The sequence below is a fragment of the Craurococcus roseus genome, from assembly GCF_039523795.1.
In the GTDB taxonomy this organism is placed as follows: domain Bacteria; phylum Pseudomonadota; class Alphaproteobacteria; order Acetobacterales; family Acetobacteraceae; genus Craurococcus; species Craurococcus roseus.
On sequence record NZ_BAAAFZ010000125.1, the window covers coordinates 56,235 to 75,207 of the forward strand.

Consider the following 18,973-nt stretch of genomic DNA (forward strand, 5'->3'; position numbering starts at 1 on the left):
TCCATCCTCCCGCGATCGTGATCACGAGCAGGGGATTAGATCTTGCCGGACACCAACCTCGAAACCCGCAACCTGCAACCCGGCCTGGACCAGGCCGCGTCGCACACGCGGGGGTCCGTCCTGCTGTTCGGCGACGAGGCCACGGCGCCGCTGTGGCTGTGGCTGGTCCTTGAGAACGATGAGATCGCGGCGCTGGAAGACGCGCTGCTGGAGCATCTGCGGTCGCCGCTCTTCCCCGCCCGCGTGGGCGAGCGGGCGGTCCACCCCGGCGACGATGCGGGGCTGCTCGACTTCGCCGCTGCCTTCGCGCCCATAGCGGCCCGGTTCGCGCACGGGCGCGACCTGGTGGTGGCCGCGACCCGCATCGTGTGTGAACGCGGCGGGCCGCAGTGCCGGCAGGCGGCGCTGGCCTGCATCGAGGCGCTGCAACACCGCCAGCACGCCGAAGCGCGCAACCTGGCCGAGCCGGGCACGCCGGGGCGGCTGCGGCACTTCGTGTTGGCCTCGCGGCTCTGCGCCGACCTTTGGCTGCGCTTCGTCCCGTCCGTGGATAGCGGCCGGTCGCTCCCCTCGCGCTTGGCCGACGTGACCGAGACGCGGCCGACCTACCCGCAACCCGCCGCCCCGGCCGTCGCGCCGGCGGCGCCCCTCGACGGCACCGGCGTCACCGTGCTCCAGCCCTTCGAGCCGCCGAACGACCGCGCGGAGTGGCAGTCCTACCAACCCCTCGCCGCGCCGATGGCGCTGCGCCGGGTGCCGCGCGATGCCAGCCGCCGGCTGGCGGCCCTGGCCGACACGGCGCCCGCATTCGCCGCGCCTTTGTCCGAAATCCGCCGCACCCTAGCGCTCGCGGCCCATGCCGGGCGGCCCTCTCCCCGCTTGCGCCCGATCCTGCTGGTCGGCGCCCCGGGCATCGGCAAGACCTGGTTCGCGCGGCGCTTGGCGCAGGCGCTGGATCTGCCCTTCGCCGGGCTGAACCTGGGCGGCGCCACCGACAACCGCTGCTTGCAGGGCACGGCGCGCGGCTGGAGCGCGGCCACGCCGGCTTGGCCGATAGCCGAGATGGCGCGGCTCTCGGCGCCCAACCCGGTGCTGTTCCTCGACGAGGTCGAAAAGGCCGGCGGCCAGCGGGAGAACAACGGCCGCGCCCACGACACGCTGCTGGCGATGATAGAACCGGAAAGCGCGTCTGCGTGGTTCGACGAGTGCCTGCGCACCACCGCCGACCTGCGCAACGTGTTGTGGATCATGGCCGCGAACGAGACGCGCGGCATCCCGGCGCCGCTGCTTTCCCGCGTCTCCGTCCACCAGATCGAGCCGCCGCCGGCCAGCGCCTTCCCGACCGTGCTGGCGGGGCTCTTGGGCGGCATCGCCGGCGACATGGGCTGCGACATCGCCGACCTGCCGGCGCTGGAGCCGGAGACGCAGGACGCGCTGCGCCGCTCCTTCGCCCGCCACCGCAACCTGCGCCGGCTGCGCGCGTCGGTGGAGGAATGCCTCGGCGTGGCGGCCGAGGCCGTGCTTTCGGCGGCGAACTAGGGGGTCGCCGCGGACACCGCCGGGGTTGAAGCCGCGCCGCCGCGGGGGTCGCGGCGGCGCGGCTCCCCCGGCGGGGCGTCCTCCCTGCCGCCGTGGCGATCCGATTCGCGCCGGATCGCCGCCGCGAAGCCCCTCGGCGCGAGGACCCGATCACCCGATACCGGCCACCACCGTGCCCGACACCGGCCGAAGCCGGGAGCGGCGGCTCGCCTGCACGCAGGGGCCGCGCGAACCGCGACTTCCGAGGTCCGGCGGGCATCGCGGCGTCCCGACCCCGGCGAAACGCCCGGCCGCCGACCGCCGGTGACAGACCGGGCGGCAGCGGGCTAGCCTCGGCCGCGACGGACGGGGCTGCCGGGAACGGCCGGACTTGCGGGTCGCGGCCCGATCCTGCCGCCGCACGATGTTTGCCAAGCGTCCGTCTGCCCTAGCGTGTGTTCCCAACGAGAAACATCGGCGGGGGGTGGATTCATGTCCCAGACGACGCTCGACAAGGCACCGGCGGACGGCGGCGCGGCCGTCCGGAAACTCGACGCGCTCATCATCGGCGCGGGCGTGGCGGGCCTCTACCAGTTGCACCAGCTCCGCGGGCAAGGGCTCGACGTCCGCGCCTACGACACGGCTTCGAACGTCGGCGGCACGTGGTACTGGAACCGGTACCCGGGCGCCAAGTTCGACTCGGAGGCCTACATCTACCAGTACCTGTTCTCCGAGGACCTCTACAAAGGCTGGAGCTGGAGCGAGAAGTTCCCCGGCCAGCCCGAGATCGAGCGCTGGCTCAACTACGTCGCCGACCGGCTCGACCTGCGGAAGGACATCCAGTTCAACACGACGGTCACCGGCGCGCGCTTCGACGAGGCGACGAACCGCTGGACGGTGGAGACCGACACGGGCGAGACGATCGACACGCAATTCCTGGTGACGTGCGGCGGGATGCTGTCGGCGCCGCTCACCGACCTCTTCCCCGGGCAGGACACCTTCAAGGGGCGGCTCGTCCACACCGGCCGCTGGCCGAAGGAGGAGGTGGACCTCGCCGGCAAGCGCGTGGGCGTCGTCGGCGTCGGCGCGACCGGCATCCAGGTCATCCAGACCATCGCGGACCAGGTCGGGCACCTGAAGGTCTTCGTGCGGACGCCGCAGTACGTCGTCGCCATGAAGAGCCCGAAGTACGGCCCGGAGGAGGCCGCGGCCTACAAGGCGCGCTTCCAGGAGCTCAAGCGCACGCTCCCGAACACCTTCACCGGCTTCGAGTACGACTTCGTCCACAAATGGGCGGACCTGACGCCCGAAAAGCGGCGCGAGGTGATGGAGGAGATCTGGGAGGACGGCTCGCTCAAGCTGTGGCTGGCGTCCTTCGCCGAGATGTTCTTCGACCCGTCGGTGAACGAGGAGATCTCCGAGTTCGTGCGCGGGAAGATGCGAGCGCGGCTCAAGGACCCGAAGCTCATCGACCTGTTGATCCCCAAAGACTACGGGTTCGGCACGCACCGGGTGCCGCTCGAATCCGGCTACCTCGAAACCTACCTCCGCCCGAACGTCGAAGCCGTCAACGTGAGGGACAACCCGATCGCGCGCGTGGTGCCGGAGGGCGTCCAGACGGCGGACGGCACGGTCCACGAGCTCGACGTCATCATCCTGGCGACCGGCTTCGACGCCGGCACCGGCGCGCTGACCCGCATCGACATCCGCGGCCGCGGCGGGCGGTCGCTGAAGGAGGACTGGGGGCGAGACATCCGCACCACCATGGGCTTGCAGGTCCACGGCTACCCGAACCTGTTCACCACGGCGACGCCACTCGCCCCCTCGGCCGCGCTCTGCAACATGACCACTTGCCTCCAGCAACAGACCGAGTGGATCAGCGGCTGCATCCGTCACATGCGGGAGAACGGCCTCACGGTCTGCGAGCCGACCAAGGAGATGGAGGACGGCTGGGTGGCGCACCACGACGAAACCGCCAGCGCGAACCTGATCTCCAAGACGACCTCGTGGTACCTGGGGTCGAACGTCGCCGGGAAGCCGCGCCGGGTGCTGTCCTACACGGGCGGCGTCGGCGCCTACCGGAAGAAGTGCGCCGAGGTGGCCGAGGGCGGCTACCAGGGCTTCGCCATGCGCTGACCGCGCGAGGCAAGGCGGCGGAGCGCTGCCGCCGCCCCGCACCGAACAAACAACTGAACGACGGGAGGAACGACCATGGGCGCCGACTTCAAGGCAACGGCCGACAGCATCCTGGACGGGCTCGTCACATCGAACCCGCGCGTGCCCGGCGTGGTCGCAATAGCGACCGACCGGCACCGGAACATCTACGAGGGCGCCGCCGGCGTGCGCCGGCTCGACCGCCCCGACCCGATGACGGCCGACACGGTCTTCGCCATCTTCTCGACCACCAAGGCGATCACCGGCACGGCGGCGTTGCAGCTCGTCGAGGAGGGCAAGCTCGACCTCGACGCGCCGGCCAAGCGGTACGCGCCCGACATCGGCAAGCTCCAGGTCATCGACGGCTTCGACGAGAAGGGCGAGCCGAAGCTCCGCGCGCCGAAGCGCGACATCACGACCCGGATGCTGCTGCTCCACACCGCCGGCCTCGGCTACGACTTCTTCAGCGAGACCTACAACCGGCTCGCGCAGGAGAAGGGCCAGCCGAGCGTCGTCACCGCGTCCAAGGCGGCGCTGATGACGCCGTTGCTCTTCGATCCGGGCGAGAAGTGGGAGTACGGCTCCAACATCGACTGGTGCGGCCTCGTGGTGGAAGGGATCACGGGCAAGCGGCTGGGCGAGGTCTTCAAGAGCCGCATCTTCGAGCCGCTCGGCATGGCCGACACGGCCTTCGCCATGACGGGCGCGATGCGCCGCCGCGTCGCGGGGATGCACGCGCGGGGCGCCGACGGTTCCCTGGCGCCGATCGAGTTCGAGTTGCCCCCCGAGCCCGAGGTCCACATGGGCGGCCACGGCCTGTACGGGACGGTCGGGGACTACATGCGGTTCATCCGCATGTGGCTGAACGACGGGAACGGCGAGCACGGCCGCGTTCTCAAGGCCGAGACCGTGCGGATGGCCGAGAAGAACCACCTCGGTGACAAGAAGATCACGCCGTTGCCGGGCGTCATCAAGTCGCTGTCCAACGACGCCGATTTCTTCCCCGGCCTGCCGAAGTCGTGGTCCTTCACCTTCATGGTGAACGACGAGGCGGCGCCGACCGGGCGTCCGGCGGGCGCCCTCGGGTGGGCCGGGCTGGCGAACCTGTTCTACTGGATCGACCGGCAGAACGGCTTCGGCGGCTTCTGGGCGACGCAGATCCTGCCCTTCGGCGACCCGGTCTCGTTCTCCGGCTACATGGATTTCGAGACGGCGTTCTACGACGGCCTGCGGCAGCGGAAGGCCGGGTAGGCGCCGGGGCCGCGAACGGCGATTCGGGCTTGGCGCGGCGCGCCGGCGCGGCAGGATGGCGCCGACCAGCCGGAAGGGAGGCCGCGCCAGCCATGAGCCAGACCGAACCACGCCCCGCCGTCCGCCGCGTCGCCGTGGTCGGCGCCGGGACCATCGGCGCGTCCTGGACCGCGTGGTTCCTGAGCCGCGGGTTGGAGGTGGTGGCGAGCGATCCCTCGCCCGGCGCTCCGGACCTGATCCGGCGCATGGTCGAGGGCGCTTGGCCGATCCTCCAGGGGCTCGGCGCCACCGCCGACGCCGACCCTGCGCGCTGGCGGTTCGAGGCGGACCCGGTGGCGGCCGTCGCCGGGTGCGACTTCGTGCAGGAGAGCGCGCCGGAGCGGTACGAGGTGAAGCGGCCGCTGCTGCGCGCGATCACCGCCGCGCTGCCGCCGGAGGTGGTGGTGGCCTCGTCCTCCTCCGGGCTGCTGGCGAGCCGGTTGTCGGAAGAGTGCACGCATCCCGAGCGGGTGGTGATCGGCCACCCCTTCAACCCGCCGCACCTGATCCCGCTGGTGGAGGTGGTGGGCGGCGCCACCGCGAGCGCGGAGGCGGTGCGGGCGGCCGTGGCGTTCTACCGCGCGGTCGGCAAGCGCCCGATCACGCTGAACAAGGAGGTGCCGGGCCACCTCGCCAACCGGCTGCAAGCGGCGCTGTGGCGGGAGGCGGTCCACATGGTCGCCGAGGGCGTCGCCAGCGTGGCGGACGTGGACGCCGCCATCTCGGAGGGGCCGGGGCTGCGCTGGGCGTTGATGGGGCCGCACACCACGATGCACCTGGCGGGCGGCGAGGGCGGGATGGAAAGCTTCATGCGCCACCTTATGCCAGCGGTGACGAGTTGGTGGCCTTCGCTGGGCAATCCCGAGGTGACGCCGGAACTCCAGGCCAAGCTGATCGCCGGCGTCGCCGAAGCCAACGGCGGCGCCGGCACGCAGGAACTGGCGCGCCGGCGGGACGCGGCGCTGGCGCGGCTGCTGGCGGCGCGGGCGTCGTCGGCCGGCTAGATCCGGCCGGTCAGCGCCATGATGAGCAGGATCACCACGATCAGGCCGACGATGCCCGACGGGTAGTAGCCCCAGCCGGTGCTGTAAGGCCACGTCGGCAGGACGGCGAGCAGCACCACGACCAGCAGCACGACGAGCACGAGCGAGTTCATGGACACCCTCCCTGGCGGGACGCCGATACGAACATAGAACGTGCGCCCGGCGGTCCGGTTGCCGTGAGGGGCCTGGCTAACCCAGGAATTCCGGCGACACGAGGCCCGGCAAGAACAGCACCAACTGCGGGAACAGGATCACCAGCGCCAGCACCGCCAGCATCGGCAGCAGCATGATGCAGGTGTCCTTGAGCGCGTCTGCCATGCGCATCCCGGCCACCGAGCAGGCGATCAGCAGGCAAAGGCCGTAGGGCGGCGTCACCAGCCCGAAGGCGAGGGAGACGATGCCGACCATGGCGAAGTGGACCGGGTCCATCCCGATCCCTTGCGCCAAAGGCTGGAGGATGGCGCCGACGATGATGATGGCCGGGATCGCGTCGAGGAAGCAGCCGACCACGAGGAACACGCCCGCGATGAAGAAGGCCGTCGCCACCGGCCCCATGCCCCAGCCCCGCACGCCGGAGAGCAGCGCCTCCGGGATCTGGTAGAAGGCGAGCAGCCAGCCGAAGGCGCTCGCCGTGCCTACGCAGAACAGCGCCACGCCGGCGAGCCGCCCGGTGTCGCCGAGCGCGCCGACCAGCCCCTTCCAGTCCAGCTCGCGGTACACCAGCAGCGACAGGACGCCGGCGTAGAGCACGGCGATGCAGGCGCTCTCGGTGGCGGTGAACCAGCCGAAGACCTTGCCGCCGATGATGATGAGCGGCGTGGTCAGCGCCGGCACCGAGACGAGGAAACTGCGGAGCACCTGCGCGATCGTGGCGCGCGGGTAGGTCGGGTAGCCGCGCGCCTTCGCGTAGGCGTGGACGGTGCCCATCTGCACCAGCCCGATCAGCAGGCCCGGCACGATGCCGGCGAGGAACAGCGCGCCGATCGAGACGGTGAGCACGCCGCCCCAGACGATCATCAGGATGGAGGGCGGGATGATGACGGCGAGCACGGCGGAAACGGCGGTGATGGCCACCGAGAAGCTGTCGTCGTAGCCCTCCTTGCGCTGCGCCTCGATGAAGATCTTGGACTGGCTGGCCGCGTCAGCGGTGCTGCTGCCGCTGATGCCGGCGAAGAAGACGGAGAGCACGACGTTGATCTGCGCCAGCCCGCCGGGGAAGTGGCCCACGAGGGCGCGGGAGAAGGTCATCAGCCGGTCGGTGATGCCGCCGATGTTCATCAGGTTGGCGGTGAGCAGGAAGAAGGGCACCGCCAGCAGGATGAAGCTGTTGTAGGCGTTGAAGGTCTCCTGCGCGAGCATCATCGGCGACAACCGCGGCTCCGCCAGCAGGATCGGCAGGCAGGCGAGGCCGAGCGCCACCGCCACCGGCACGCGCAGCACCAGCAGCAGGAAGAAGATGCCGAAGAGGATCTGCGCGGCCTGCCCGGGCGAGAGGACGTTGCCGCCGATCACGCCGCGGCGCTTCCGCGCAGCGCCGCGACCGCGTCGGCCATGCGCTCCGCCTGGAACAGCAGCCAGACCGCGCCGGCGATGGGCCATGCCATGTGGATGGTCCAGAGCGGCAGCTCCGCCAGTTCGCTGATGCGGTAGATGGCGAACTCGGTGAACTCCCAGCCCCACCACAGGAACACCAGGGCGAAGAGGACCACGAAGGCGCCCGACACCAGCTCGACGACGGCTTCGGCGCGCTGGGACAGGCGGGGAAAGACGTCCACTGTGAAGTGGGTGCCCTCCCGCACCGCCAACATGGCGCCGAGCATCACCGCGTAGACCAGGCAGAAGCGCGCCAGCTCCTCCGTCCAGATGTAGGCGGGGATCAAGGTGGTGTAGCGCGAGAAGATCTGCAGGCTCACCGGCACCACAAGCACCGCCACGGCAACCATCAGCAGGAAGGCTATGCCGCGCGCCAGCAGCCGGTTCGCGGCGCGCAGGGCGCCCAGCGCGCCCCCGGCGGCAGTGGACCGCGCGGGCGCCGCGGCGGCGTCGCCGCTCACGCCGCGGTGGCGTCGATGCGGCGCAGGATCGGCTCGGCGTCGATCTCCTTGGCGTAGGCCTGCATCACCGGGTCCACCAAGCGCTTCATCTGCGCCCGCTCGGTGAACTCGACGCGTTTCAGGCGGCCGGCTTTCTCCAGCGCGTCCAGCTTGGTTTCATCCTCCTGCGACTCGATCTGCCGGCCGAAGATCGCCGCCTCCCGCCCGGCACGGCGGATCGCCGCCTGGAGGTCGTTGGGCAGCTTGGCGAAGGTGGCGGAGGAGAAGCAGAGCGGCCGGATGGTGATGGCGTGCTGCGTCAGGGCGAGCTGCGGCGCCACCTCGAAGAAGCGCATCTGCTCGACGCCCGCCGCCTCGTTCTCGCCGGCGTCGATCACGCCGTTCTGGATGGCGTTGTAGATCTCGTTGTAGGCGATAACGGTCGGCGACATGCCGACGGCTTGGAAGGTCCTGCTCCAGATCGGCGCCCCCTGCACGCGCACCTTCAGGCCGCGCAGGTCGGCCACTGTGCGGAGCGGCTTGTTGGCGAAGATGTTCCTGACGCCGCCGCCCGCGTAGCCGATCAGCATGACGCGCGCGCGCTTCTCGATCTCGTCCGCCACCGGCTTGAGCAGGTCGTGTTGGAGCACGTTGTCCCAGTGGGCGAGGTCGCGGAAGATGAAGGGCGCGTCGATGAAGGGCGCGGCGCGCGAGAACGTGGACATGTGCGCCGGCGAGACGATGGCGTAGTCCACCGCCCTGCCCTGGGCCATGTACTCGAAGTACTGCTTCTCCAAGCCTAGGCTGCTGTTCTTGTGCAGCACGAAGTTGATCGGTTTGCCGTAGTACAGCTTCACCGCCTCCTCGAACTTGGCGAGGCAGCGGGTGAAGGCGTGCTCGTCGTTGAACTGCGAGGCGCCGTTCAGGGTGATGGCGCCTTGCGCGCGCACCGGGATGGACAGGATCGCGGGCGCCGCCAGCGCGCCGCCCAACAGGGCCCTGCGGTGCATGTGTCGTCCCTCCGTTCGTTCTCGCGCCGGCCGTTTCTGTCGCCGCCGGCCTCTGCCGCGAGCCTAGACCCGCGGCGCAGGGAAAGTCATCCCAGGTGGCGGTCGAAGAACTCGAGGGTCCGCCGCCGGGCCAGGGTGGCGTCGCCGGCGCTGTAGCTGCCGCGCTCGTCGCAGCCGAAGCCGTGGCCGGCGCCGGCATAGACGAAGATTTCGACCTCCGGCCGGGCGGCGCGGACCGCCTCCACGTCCGCCATCGGGATGGAGGCGTCTGTCTCGCCGAAGTGGAGTTGCACCGGGCAGCGCGGCCTCTCGTCCTTGGCCGCGGCGATGCCGCCGCCGTACCAACCGACCGCCGCCGCGAAATGGTCCGTCCTGGTGGCGCCGTGCCAAGCGACGGTGCCGCCCCAGCAGTAGCCGACGATCCCGCGCCGGGCGCCCGGCGGCAGGGCGGCCGCGGCGGCGCGGATGTCGAGCACGGTCAGGGCGGGGTCGATCCGGCCGCGCAGTTCGCGCCCGCGCGCCACGTCGTCCGGGGCGTAGCCGAGTTCGACGCCGCGCTCCGTCCGGTCGAACAGCGCCGGGCAGACCACGGCGTAGCCTTGCGCCGCGAAGTCGTCGCAGACCCGGCGCATGTGGCGGTTCACGCCGAAGATCTCCTGCGCCACCACCAGCCCGCGCTCCGCGTCCCGCGGCCCGGCCGCGTAGGCCGCGAGGGTGTGGCCGTCTTCCGCCTTCAATTGGGTGCCCATGCCGTTTCCTCCCGGACCGGGTGGAGGTTATCGTGCGGGGATGGGCGACGTCGTCAACCTGAACCGGGCGCGCAAGGCGCGGGCGAAGGCGGAGACCGGGGCGAAGGCCGCCGCGAACCGCGCGAAGCACGGCCGGACGGCGGCCGAGCGCGAGAACGACGCGCGGGCCGAGGCGCGTCGGCGGGCGCTGCTCGACGGCTCCAAGCGGGATGACGCCCCATCGGGGAACGACGAGGAGAAGCGATGACAAGCGGCGACGGCGCGCGGCGACGGCGGCACCTTTCCATTCTTCCGGCGCTGCTGGCGGCGGCCTGCGCTGGCGGCGAGTCCCCGCCGCCAGCGCCCAGGGCCGCCGCTCCGGCGGCGGCGTCGCGCCCGGCCCAAGCGTCCGGGCCGGTGACCAAGTTCGACGGCCGCTACGTCGGCACGCTCGCCTTGCAGCCCGACCGCACCCGCCGCTGCCCGGAGCCGCCCAACATCGAGCGCGAGCTGTTCGTCCAGAACGGGCGCGCCAGGTTCAACTTCAACCCGCAGGTGCAGCAGGTGCTCACCGGCACGGTCGGGCAGGACGGCTCCGTCCGCATGGCCGACAGCCTGGACCGCACCATCGCCACAAGCGGCGTCCTCAACGAGCAGGGCTTCCGGGGCGAGCACCGCAACGGCCTCTGCTCCTACTCCGTCCAGATGACGAAGCGGGGCTGAGGCGTGGAAGGGCAAACCCTGTTCAGGCGGCTCGCGGTCGCGGCGGCGCTGGTCGCCGCGCTGGCCCTGGCGCTGTTCGTGCTGCGGATCGTCGTCTCGGCGGCGCTGCTCGTCCTCTCGGCGGTCTTCTGGCTGCTCGCGCTGTGGCTCGGCTACCTGTGGCTGACGCGGCGCAACGCGGACCGCGACGCGGCTAGACGTTGAAGCGGAACAGCAGGATGTCGCCGTCCTTGACGACGTACTCCTTGCCTTCGACGCGGGTCTTGCCGGCCTCCTTGGCGCCTTGTTCGCCGCCGCACGCCACGAAGTCGTCGTAGGCCGTGCATTCGGTGGCGATGAAGCCGCGCTCGAAGTCGCCGTGGATCACGCCGGCGGCGGCGGGCGCCTTGGCGCCTTCCGTGATGGTCCAGGCGCGGGCCTCCTTAGGGCCCACGGTGAAGTAGGTGACTAGGCCGAGCAGCGCGTAGCCGGCGCGGATCACGCGGTCCAAGCCGCTGTCCTCAAGGCCGAGGGAGGCCAGGAAGTCGGGGCGGTCCTCCTCCGGCATTTGGCTGATCTCGGCCTCGATCGCCGCCGAAACCACCACCGCGCGCGCGCCCTCCGCCTCGGCGCGCGCGAAGACGCGGGCGCTGTGGGCGTTGCCGGTGGCCGCCGCGCCCTCCTCCACGTTGGCGACGTAGAGCACGGGCTTGGTGGTGAGCAGTTGCAGGCGCTTCGCCGCCTCCTCCTCGCCCGGCGGTACGGCTGTGCGGGCGGGGCGGCCGGCCTGGAGCGCCGCCATGATGGGCTCGATCAGGGCGAGTTGCGCCGCCGCGTCCTTGTCGTTGCCGCGGGCGCGCTTCACCAAGCCCTGCTGGCGCCGCTCCAGCCCTTCGAGGTCGGCGAGCATCAGCTCGGTTTCGACCGTCTCGGCGTCCCGGATGGGATCCACGCCGCCCTCTATGTGGACGACGTTCGGGTCCTCGAAGCAGCGCAGCACGTGGACGATGGCGTCCACCTCGCGGATGTTCGCCAGGAACTGGTTGCCCAATCCTTCGCCCTTGGAGGCGCCGCGCACCAGGCCGGCGATGTCCACGAACTCCAGGCTGGTCGGCACCGTCTTCTGGCTCTTGCCGAGGCGCGCCAGCGTGTCGAGCCGCGGGTCCGGCACGGCGACGCGGCCCATGTTCGGCTCGATGGTGCAGAAGGGGTAGTTCGCCGCCTGCGCCGCGGCGGTGCGCGTCAGGGCGTTGAAGAGCGTGGACTTGCCGACGTTGGGCAGGCCGACGATGCCGCAGTTGAATCCCACAGGAGCCTCCCCGGCCTCAACCGCCGCCCAGCAGTTCGGCCAGGCGCTGCGCCAGCATGGCGGCGGCGATGCGCGCCGCGCCGTCGTCCGTGTCGAGCGACAGGGCCGCGGCGCGGAGCGGCGCCACCAAGCCGGCGGCCGGCAGCCCCGCCTGCTTCGCCGCGGCGTTGATGGCGGCAGCGATGGCTTCCGCGTCGCCGCTCTCGCCCAGCTTCTCCGCGGCTTCCAGCATGAGCACGCCGCGCGCGCCCGCGTCGGCCGCGGCGGAGAGGGCTGCGCGCTGGCGGCGCACGTCCGAGAGCGGCCCGGCCGCGGGGTCGCCGGGCATGGCCGAGAAGACGGCGCGGAGCGCGGCGGCGCTCTGCGCCAGGTCGCGCGCCTGCTTCAGCAGCCCGGCCGCCAGCAGCGCGGCGCCGTTGGCGAAGTCCTCCTGCCCGGGGCCGCCGACCCCGTCGGCGATGTCGACATCCCTCATCGGCCGTCTTCCTCCTGCGTGAGCAAGGCCACGCGCGTCATGAATTCCTCGGGCTTGCGGGCGGCGAGCAGCGGCGCCGCCTCCGCCACGGCGTCGAGCAGCCGGTCGAGCCAAGGCTGGTCCACCTTGGCGAAGTTGCCCAGCACGTGGCCGGTGACGCGGTCCTTGTGCCCGGGATGGCCGATGCCGAGGCGAACGCGCCAATACTCCGGCGTCCCGAGCGCCCGCTGGATGTCGCGCAGGCCGTTGTGCCCCGCCACGCCGCCGCCGCGCTTCACGCGCACCCGGCCGGGCGCCAAGTCCAGTTCGTCGTGGAACACCCACACGCCGTCCGGCGCCAGCTTGTGGAAGGCCGCGGCCGGCTGCACGGAGTCGCCGGAGCCGTTCATGTAGGTCATCGGCTTCAGCGCCAACACGCGTTCGCCGCCCACGGCGCCGTCCGCCACCAGCCCCTTGAAGCGCTGCCGCCACGGCGCGAAGCCGTGGCGGCGGGCGATCGCGTCCAGCGCCATGAAGCCGACGTTGTGCCGGTGCCGCGCCTGGGACGGCTCCGGGTTGCCCAGGCCGACCCAGAGCTGCATGGCGGCCCGTTACTTCTTCTTCGCGGGCGCCTTGGCCGCGCCCTTGGCGGGGGCGGCCGGCGCCGCCGGGGCGGCGGGCGGCGGCGCTTCCTCCACCTGCACGGTCGGCGCGGCGATGGTGGCGACCACGAAGTCGCGCTCGATCACCGCCTTTGTGCCGAAGGCGTCCTTCACCGCCGACCAGCGCAGGCTGTCGCCGATGCCGGCTTCGGCCAAGTCGATCTCGAAGGCGGCCGGCACGTTGTCCGGGTCCGCCATCACCTCGACCTCGCGCCGCACCACGTTCAGCACGCCGCCGGCCTTGATGCCGGGGCAGGTGCCCTCGTTCTCGAACTGCACGGGCACGCGGACGCGGATGCGCTGGCCGGGCGCGAGGCGCTGGAAGTCTACGTGCAGCGGCCGGTCGGTGACGGGGTGGAACTGCACGTCGCGCATCAGGGTGCGCTCGGCGCTCCCGTCCATCGCCACCTCGTAGAGGCTGCTCTGCCAGCCGCCCTTCTGCAATTCCTTCATCACGTCGCGCGGGTCGAGGGCGATCAGCGTCGCCTCCTTCTTCGCGCCGTAGATGACCGCGGGGACCTTCCCCTCACGCCTCGTCGCGCGCGCCGCCCCCTTACCGGCCCGCTCGCGCGCCGAGGCCTCGATCCTGATGGTTTGGACCATGGCTCTGCTCCGCTCGGATGGGATGAAACCGCGCCCCGGTCCGCGCCGCCCGTAGAGGCATGGCATGCGCGCAGGGGCACGGACGCGCCGGCCTCCAGGGGTGCCGGCGTCACGCGGCACATACCCCAGCGCCCGGGCCGGCGCAACCGAGCGGTGAGCCCGCTGCGCGGCTTGACTCCAACATGATGGAAGTTAGGGTGCACATATGAGCATGGCCGAGACTGGGATAGACGGCCGCATCGGCGACCGCGTCCGCGCGCTCCGCGCCGAGCGGGGACTCACCCTGGACGGCCTCGCCCGGCTGGCCGATGTCAGCCGCGCCATGCTCTCGCGCGTCGAGCGCGGCGAATCGAGCCCCACCGCGCAGCTCCTGGTGAAGATCTGCGGCGGGTTGGGCACCAGCCTTTCCGCCCTCTTCGCCGCCGCCGAGGCGCCAGCCAGCGGTCCGCTGTCGCGCCGCGCCGACCAGCCCACCTGGCGCGACCCCGAAAGCGGCTACGTCCGCCGGAACGTCTCGCCGCCCGGCAGCGGCTCGGCCGTGGAGGTGGTCGAGGTCGAGTTCCCGGCCGGCGGCAGCGTCTCCTTCGAGAACCGGCGCGTCGCCGGAGCGGACCAGCACGTCTGGGTGCTCGACGGCGTCCTGGAGCTGGAGGTCGGCGGCGAAGCCTTCCGGCTGGAGGCGGGCGATTGCCTCGTGATGCGCTTCGGCGTGCCGGTGGCGTTCCGCAACCCTTCGGCGCGGCCCGTGCGCTACGCCGTGATCGTCAGCCACGGGCGCGCGCGGCCATGACGCCGGCGCCATCGCCCATCCGCGCCCTCGACGCCGCCGAGGCCGGGGCGCGCCTGGACGGGTTGGCGGACATCCTGGTGGACGCGGTGGCGCACGGCGCGTCCGTCAATTTCCTCGCGGGCTTCACGCGGGACGAAGGCGTGGCGTTCTGGCACGGGCAGCTCCCCGCCATCGCTGAAGGGAAGACTCGGCTCCTCGTCGCCGAGGACGGCGGGCGGCTGGTAGGGACGGTGCTGCTGTTCCTCTCCCACCAGCCCAACGCGCCACACCGCGCGGAGGTCGGTAAGATGCTGGTGCTGTCCTCGCACCGCCGACGGGGCCTCGGCCGCCGGCTGCTCGCGGCGGCGGAAGCGACGGCCCTCGACGCCGGCCGCACCCTCCTGCTCCTCGACACCGAGGCCGGCAGCGCCGGCGAGACGCTCTACCGGCGCTGCGGCTGGACCGCGCTCGGCGCCGTCCCGGACCACTCCTACACGACGGACGGACGCTTGGCGGCGGCCACCGTGTTCTACAAGGCGCTCGGCCCGCACCGCCGCCCCCCGCCGCGTGCCGCCGGTGGATGACGGCGCCGCCCCGTGGACGATCGGGCACAACGGCGGCCCGCCGCTGGAGGAGGACGACCCGGGCGCGTCCTGGCGCCTGTGGTGCTGGCGGCGGGCGAAGAAGCGGGCGTGGTCGGCGCCGCGGGAGGTCACGCTGCGACGCCTCGCGCGGGCGGAGCGGCTCGGCATGACCTACCGCGAGTACACCCTGGAGATCCTGGAGCGCGGCCGGCACCCGTGACGCCGGCGCGGCGCTCACATCGGCGCCAGCTTCGCCGGGGTGAGCGTCCAGGCGTCGCCGCCCGCCGCCGGCGGCTCGCAGCGCACCGGCAGGGCGTTGGGCGTGCGGACGTTCGGCTCCAGGCCGAACGCCAGGCGCAGCGCCCGGAACAGCGCGCCGTGCGCCACCACCAGCACCGGCGCCGGCCGCTCCAGGGCGCGGTTCACCGCCGTCACGGCGCGGGCGAGCAGCGCGGGGAAGGGCTCGGCGCCGTCCGGCGTGTAGGTCCCGGCGATCCAGTCGTCGTACCAGTCGCCCATCGGCTGGCCTTCCTGCTCGCCGAAATTCGTCTCGCACAGGTCGTCGTCGAAGGCGGCGATGGGCAAGTCCAGAGCCTCGGCCACGATCTCCGCCGTCGCCCGCGCGCGCGACAGCGGCGAGGAGACGATCGTGGCGATGCCGCCGTCCTTCAAGGTCCGCGCCGCCCGCTCGGCCTGCGCCAGCCCCACCGCGTTCAGCGGGATGTCGGTGCGGCCCTGCGACAGCCCCTGCGCGTTCCAGTCCGTTTCGCCGTGGCGGAGAAACCAGAACGCGACGGGGCTGAGGCGCGGCACCGCGACCATCTCAGGCGGCCAAACCTTCCTGTTGGAAGGTGCGCTGCACCGCCGGGCGGGCGGTCATGCGCTTGTAATGCGCGGCGACGTTGGCGGGCAGATCCTTCTTGAGCCGGCCGTTCCACCAGAAGGAGACGTAGAACACCGCGCTGTCGGCGAAGGAGTAGGAGCCCGCCACGTACTCCTTGCCCGCGAGCGCCTTGTCCAGCACGCCGAGGCCCTTGGAGAAGAGCTCCTCGCCGCGCGCCTTGACCTTGTCGTGGTCGGCCTCGTTCGGGGCGAAGTTGGCCGGGCGGAACATGCGCGAGAAGCCCTGCATGTGCATGGTGGCGACGCAGTAGTCCGTGGTCTCCATCGCCCGCACGGTCTCTTCCGTGCCCTTCGGCATCAGCCCCGCCTCCGGGTTGGAGGCCGCGAGCCAGTAAGCGATGGCTGGGTACTCCGTCAGCACCGAGCCGTCCTCGCGCTGCAAGGTCGGCACCTTGGACTTCGGGTTGATGCTGGTGAACTCGGGCTTGTACTGCTGCCCCTCCTGGAAGTTCAGCTTGACCGTCTCGTAAGGCTTGCCGATCTCCTCCAGCAGCACGTGGATGCCGATGGAGCACGCGCCGGGGGCGTAGTAGAGCTTCATGGGGCGTCCCTCTCCTGGTGGTTCGGTCAGTTGAACAGCGACGAGACCGAGCTTTCCTCGCTGATGCGCCGCATCGCCTCGGCGAGCAGCGGCGCGATGGTCACTTGGCGGATGTTGCCGGAGACGCGCACCGCCTCGGTGGCCAGGATGCTGTCCGTCACCGTCATGCTCTCGATGGCGGAGGAGCCGACGCGCGCCACCGCGCCGCCGGAGAAGACGCCGTGCGTCACGTACACGCTGACGCCTTCGGCGCCGTTCTTCCGCAGCGCGTCGGCGGCGTTGCAGAGGGTGCCGCCCGAATCCACGATGTCGTCCACCAGGATGCAGTGCCGGCCCTCGACCTCGCCGATCACGTTCATCACCTCGGACACGCCGGCGCGCTCGCGCCGCTTGTCGATGATGGCGAGGTCGGTGTGCAGCCGCGCCGCGATCGCCCGCGCCCGCACCACGCCGCCGACGTCGGGCGAAACCACCATCAGGCCGCGCCCCTTGTAGCGCTCGGTGATGTCGCGCGAGAACAGCGGCGCGGCGAAGAGGTTGTCCACGGGTATGTCGAAGAAGCCCTGTATCTGCGCCGCGTGCAGGTCCATGGTCAGCACCCGGTTGGCGCCGGCCGCGGTGATGAGGTTGGCCACCAGCTTGGCCGAGATCGGCGTTCGGGGGCCGGACTTCCGGTCCTGCCGGGCGTAGCCGAAGTAGGGCACCACGGCGGTGATGCGACGCGCCGAGCTGCGGCGCAGCGCGTCCAGCGTGATCAGCAGCTCCATCAGGTTGTCGTTCGCCGGGTAGCTGGTGGACTGCACGACGAACACGTCCTCGCCGCGGATGTTCTCGTGGATCTCCACGAAGATCTCCAGGTCGGCGAAGCGGCGGATGGAGGCGCTGGTGAGCGGCAGGCCCAGGGAGGAAGCGACCGCCTCCGCCAACGGGCGGTTGCTGTTGCAGGCCACGATCTTCATCCGACGACCTTCATCCGGCCCCTGGTCCTTCCGCCTGCGTGCGCCCGGGCGCGGCTTATCGCGCCGCCGCCGGGGTGTCCATCCGCGCCCGTCCCCCACCCGCGTTAACCATTGCTCAAGCCCCGGTGGGCAAATCTTGCCGGACCGGCGGGGAGCCCGCCGGCGCGAGGGGTGCAGGATGCGACCGCGGCGGGTGCAGCCACAGGATGTGGCCCGATGAACGGCGTGGCGGCCGGGCTGAAGGCGCTCGGGCCCAAGCGGCTCTCAGCGTTGGGCGGGGTAGGGTTGGCCCTGCTGGCGCTGCTCGCCGCCTTGGCGATGCGCGCCGGGACGCCCCCGATGGCCCCCCTCTTCGGCGACATGGAGGCGCGGGACGCGGCGGCGGTGGTCGCCGCCCTCGAGAAGCAGCGCGTGCCCTACAGGCTGGAAGCGGGCGGCACCCGCGTCCTGGCCCCCGCCGACCAAGTGCCCCGCCTGCGGCTCACCCTGGCGCGCGAGGGCCTGCCGTCGGGCGGCGGCGTCGGCTGGGAGATCTTCGACCGGGCCGAGTCCCTCACCACCACTCCATTCCAGCAGGACGTGAACCGCCTGCGCGCCCTGGAGGGCGAGATCGCCCGCACCATCCGGGGCTTGGCCGGGGTTCGGACCGCGCGGGTCCACTTGGCCCTGCCCCGCCGCGAAGCCTTCTCCCGCGAGCGGGGCGAGGCTCAGGCCAGCGTCGTCCTCGCCATGCAAGGGGCGCAGCGGCTTGACCGGGACGGGGTGCAGGCGGTGCTGCACCTGGTCGCCACCGCCGTACCCGGGCTCAAGCCGAGCGGCATCTCCATCGTGGACAGCCGGGGCGAACTGCTGGCGCGCGGCGGCCAGGCCCTGTCCGGCCCGGCGCAGGCCGGGGCCGCGTCGCTGTCACAGGAAGAGCTGCGCCGGGCGCACGAGATGCGGATCGGCCGGAGCGTCGAAGAGCTGCTGGAGCGCACCCTCGGCCCCGGCCGGGTCCGCGCCGAAGCCACGGTCGAGATGGACTTCGACCGCGTCCAGACCACCGAAGAGCGCTTCGACCCCGAGAACCAAGTGGCGCGAAGCCAGCAGAGCGTGAACGAGCAGAACCGCGGCGCCGAGCCGCAGCCGACCACGGTCGCGGGCAACCTGCCCGGCGCCGAAGGGCAAGGCGGAAGCGGCGGGGCGAGCCAGGAAAGCCGCCAGGAAGAAACCACGAACTACGAGATCGGCCGCTCCACCCGCAGCACCACCCGCGAGCACCCGGTGGTGCGGCGCCTTTCGGTGGCGGTGCTGGTGGACGGCGTGGCCGAGGCGAGGCCCGGCGAGACGGCCCCGGTTTGGCGGGAGCGCACGCCGGAGGAGCTGGCGCGCATCGCGGGCCTGGTGCGCAGCGCGGTCGGCTTCGACGAGCGCCGCGGCGACAGGGTGGAGGTGGTGTCCATGCGTTTCGTCGAAGAACCCGGCGCCGCGGCTCCGGCCGAACCGGCCGGCTTCCTCGGGCTGCCGGCCCTGCCCCCGGCGCTGCTGGCGCGGCTGGCGGAGAGCGGGCTGCTGGCGCTGGTGGCGCTGGTCGGCATCCTGGCCGTGGGCCGCCCGGTGGCGCACCGCTTGTCCGCGGCCCTGATGCCGCCCGGCGCGGCGCCGGCGACGGTCGGTGCGGCCGCCGCCCCGGCGAGCGCCGCCGCGCACAGCGCCACCAGCAGCAGCGCCG

The 18,973-nt window shown here is 72.0% G+C and carries 23 protein-coding genes; 11 read left to right on the forward strand and 12 right to left on the reverse strand.

Going from position 1 to position 18,973, the window contains the following annotated elements:
* Positions 1-42: 42 nt before the first annotated feature.
* From ABD067_RS26085 to ABD067_RS26100, 4 genes are all read left to right on the forward strand, one after another.
* The gene (locus ABD067_RS26085) at positions 43-1,539 is read left to right on the forward strand and encodes an AAA family ATPase (RefSeq protein WP_343898361.1); all 1,497 of its coding nucleotides are present in this window, start codon (positions 43-45) and stop codon (positions 1,537-1,539) included.
* Positions 1,540-2,010: 471 nt separating this feature from the next.
* Positions 2,011-3,654, forward strand: coding sequence for a flavin-containing monooxygenase (locus ABD067_RS26090; RefSeq protein ID WP_343898363.1), 1,644 nt, complete (start codon positions 2,011-2,013; stop codon positions 3,652-3,654).
* Between the two features lie 75 nt (positions 3,655-3,729).
* Positions 3,730-4,923 (forward strand): methyl acetate hydrolase AcmB, encoded by a 1,194-nt coding sequence (locus ABD067_RS26095; protein WP_343898364.1) that lies wholly within the window; start codon positions 3,730-3,732, stop codon positions 4,921-4,923.
* Positions 4,924-5,015: 92 nt separating this feature from the next.
* Positions 5,016-5,966 carry a 3-hydroxyacyl-CoA dehydrogenase NAD-binding domain-containing protein gene (locus ABD067_RS26100; protein WP_343898365.1) on the forward strand — a complete coding sequence of 317 codons (951 nt, stop codon included), beginning with the start codon at positions 5,016-5,018 and terminating at the stop codon, positions 5,964-5,966.
* Here the strand turns inward: ABD067_RS26100 and ABD067_RS26105 are convergent.
* From ABD067_RS26105 to ABD067_RS26125, 5 genes are all read right to left on the reverse strand, one after another.
* On the reverse strand, positions 5,963-6,118 hold the full coding sequence (locus ABD067_RS26105) for a DUF3309 domain-containing protein (protein ID WP_343898366.1): 156 nt from the start codon (positions 6,116-6,118) through the stop codon (positions 5,963-5,965). The genes ABD067_RS26100 and ABD067_RS26105 overlap by 4 nt on opposite strands.
* A gap of 76 nt (positions 6,119-6,194) precedes the next feature.
* Positions 6,195-7,517: a TRAP transporter large permease gene (locus ABD067_RS26110; RefSeq protein WP_343898367.1), complete on the reverse strand. Its 1,323-nt coding sequence runs from the start codon at positions 7,515-7,517 to the stop codon at positions 6,195-6,197.
* Entirely contained in the window at positions 7,514-8,059 is a 546-nt protein-coding gene (locus tag ABD067_RS26115) for a TRAP transporter small permease (RefSeq protein WP_343898368.1), read from the reverse strand. Before ABD067_RS26115 ends, ABD067_RS26110 begins: the two co-directional genes overlap by 4 nt.
* Positions 8,056-9,048 carry a TRAP transporter substrate-binding protein gene (locus tag ABD067_RS26120; RefSeq protein ID WP_343898369.1) on the reverse strand — a complete coding sequence of 331 codons (993 nt, stop codon included), beginning with the start codon at positions 9,046-9,048 and terminating at the stop codon, positions 8,056-8,058. The genes ABD067_RS26115 and ABD067_RS26120 overlap by 4 nt, the downstream gene beginning before the upstream one ends.
* Positions 9,049-9,134: 86 nt before the next feature.
* Positions 9,135-9,797 carry a dienelactone hydrolase family protein gene (locus tag ABD067_RS26125; protein ID WP_343898370.1) on the reverse strand — a complete coding sequence of 221 codons (663 nt, stop codon included), beginning with the start codon at positions 9,795-9,797 and terminating at the stop codon, positions 9,135-9,137.
* 40 nt (positions 9,798-9,837) lie between these two features.
* Here ABD067_RS26125 and ABD067_RS26130 point away from each other — a divergent pair, with 40 nt between their 5' ends.
* The 3 genes from ABD067_RS26130 to ABD067_RS26140 all read left to right on the forward strand — a co-directional run bounded on the left by ABD067_RS26130 (position 9,838) and on the right by ABD067_RS26140 (position 10,703).
* Positions 9,838-10,044 (forward strand): DUF4169 family protein, encoded by a 207-nt coding sequence (locus ABD067_RS26130; RefSeq protein ID WP_343898371.1) that lies wholly within the window; start codon positions 9,838-9,840, stop codon positions 10,042-10,044.
* Positions 10,045-10,193: 149 nt separating this feature from the next.
* Positions 10,194-10,499, forward strand: a complete 306-nt coding sequence (locus tag ABD067_RS26135) for a hypothetical protein (protein ID WP_343898372.1) — start codon at positions 10,194-10,196, stop codon at positions 10,497-10,499.
* 3 nt (positions 10,500-10,502) lie between these two features.
* Positions 10,503-10,703 (forward strand): hypothetical protein, encoded by a 201-nt coding sequence (locus tag ABD067_RS26140; protein ID WP_343898373.1) that lies wholly within the window; start codon positions 10,503-10,505, stop codon positions 10,701-10,703.
* On the opposite strand, the gene ychF is transcribed toward ABD067_RS26140, so the two are convergent.
* Genes ychF through ABD067_RS26160 form a run of 4 tightly spaced genes read right to left on the reverse strand, consistent with a single transcriptional unit; the run spans position 10,693 to position 13,506 of the window.
* Positions 10,693-11,787, reverse strand: coding sequence for a redox-regulated ATPase YchF (gene ychF / locus ABD067_RS26145; RefSeq protein ID WP_343898374.1), 1,095 nt, complete (start codon positions 11,785-11,787; stop codon positions 10,693-10,695). The two genes, ABD067_RS26140 and ychF, sit on opposite strands and share 11 nt — an antisense overlap.
* A gap of 16 nt (positions 11,788-11,803) precedes the next feature.
* Positions 11,804-12,262 (reverse strand): hypothetical protein, encoded by a 459-nt coding sequence (locus tag ABD067_RS26150; protein ID WP_343898375.1) that lies wholly within the window; start codon positions 12,260-12,262, stop codon positions 11,804-11,806.
* Positions 12,259-12,843 (reverse strand): aminoacyl-tRNA hydrolase, encoded by a 585-nt coding sequence (pth, locus tag ABD067_RS26155; protein ID WP_343898376.1) that lies wholly within the window; start codon positions 12,841-12,843, stop codon positions 12,259-12,261. The genes ABD067_RS26150 and pth overlap by 4 nt, the downstream gene beginning before the upstream one ends.
* A 9-nt stretch (positions 12,844-12,852) precedes the next feature.
* Positions 12,853-13,506, reverse strand: coding sequence for a 50S ribosomal protein L25/general stress protein Ctc (locus tag ABD067_RS26160; RefSeq protein ID WP_343898377.1), 654 nt, complete (start codon positions 13,504-13,506; stop codon positions 12,853-12,855).
* Positions 13,507-13,717: 211 nt separating this feature from the next.
* Here ABD067_RS26160 and ABD067_RS26165 point away from each other — a divergent pair, with 211 nt between their 5' ends.
* From ABD067_RS26165 to ABD067_RS26175, 3 genes are read left to right on the forward strand one after another with little or no spacing between them, the layout of a single operon-like run.
* A complete protein-coding gene (locus ABD067_RS26165; protein ID WP_343898378.1) occupies positions 13,718-14,296 on the forward strand; it encodes a helix-turn-helix domain-containing protein in 579 nt (192 codons plus the stop codon).
* Complete coding sequence (locus tag ABD067_RS26170; RefSeq protein WP_343898379.1) at positions 14,293-14,859, forward strand: GNAT family N-acetyltransferase; 567 nt, start codon at positions 14,293-14,295, stop codon at positions 14,857-14,859. The genes ABD067_RS26165 and ABD067_RS26170 overlap by 4 nt, the downstream gene beginning before the upstream one ends.
* Positions 14,852-15,079 carry a hypothetical protein gene (locus tag ABD067_RS26175; protein ID WP_343898380.1) on the forward strand — a complete coding sequence of 76 codons (228 nt, stop codon included), beginning with the start codon at positions 14,852-14,854 and terminating at the stop codon, positions 15,077-15,079. The genes ABD067_RS26170 and ABD067_RS26175 overlap by 8 nt, the downstream gene beginning before the upstream one ends.
* Before the next feature lie 14 nt (positions 15,080-15,093).
* Here ABD067_RS26175 and ABD067_RS26180 read toward each other — a convergent pair whose 3' ends face one another.
* The 3 genes from ABD067_RS26180 to ABD067_RS26190 are packed head-to-tail and all read right to left on the reverse strand — an operon-like array spanning position 15,094 to position 17,262.
* On the reverse strand, positions 15,094-15,681 hold the full coding sequence (locus ABD067_RS26180) for a histidine phosphatase family protein (protein WP_343898381.1): 588 nt from the start codon (positions 15,679-15,681) through the stop codon (positions 15,094-15,096).
* A gap of 1 nt (position 15,682) precedes the next feature.
* A complete protein-coding gene (locus tag ABD067_RS26185) occupies positions 15,683-16,303 on the reverse strand; it encodes a glutathione S-transferase family protein (RefSeq protein ID WP_343898382.1) in 621 nt (206 codons plus the stop codon).
* A 26-nt stretch (positions 16,304-16,329) separates the two neighbouring features.
* On the reverse strand, positions 16,330-17,262 hold the full coding sequence (locus tag ABD067_RS26190; RefSeq protein WP_343898383.1) for a ribose-phosphate pyrophosphokinase: 933 nt from the start codon (positions 17,260-17,262) through the stop codon (positions 16,330-16,332).
* A 216-nt stretch (positions 17,263-17,478) separates the two neighbouring features.
* Here ABD067_RS26190 and fliF point away from each other — a divergent pair.
* A partial coding sequence (fliF, locus tag ABD067_RS26195) for a flagellar basal-body MS-ring/collar protein FliF (protein WP_343898385.1) occupies positions 17,479-18,973 on the forward strand: 1,495 nt, incomplete at its 3' end.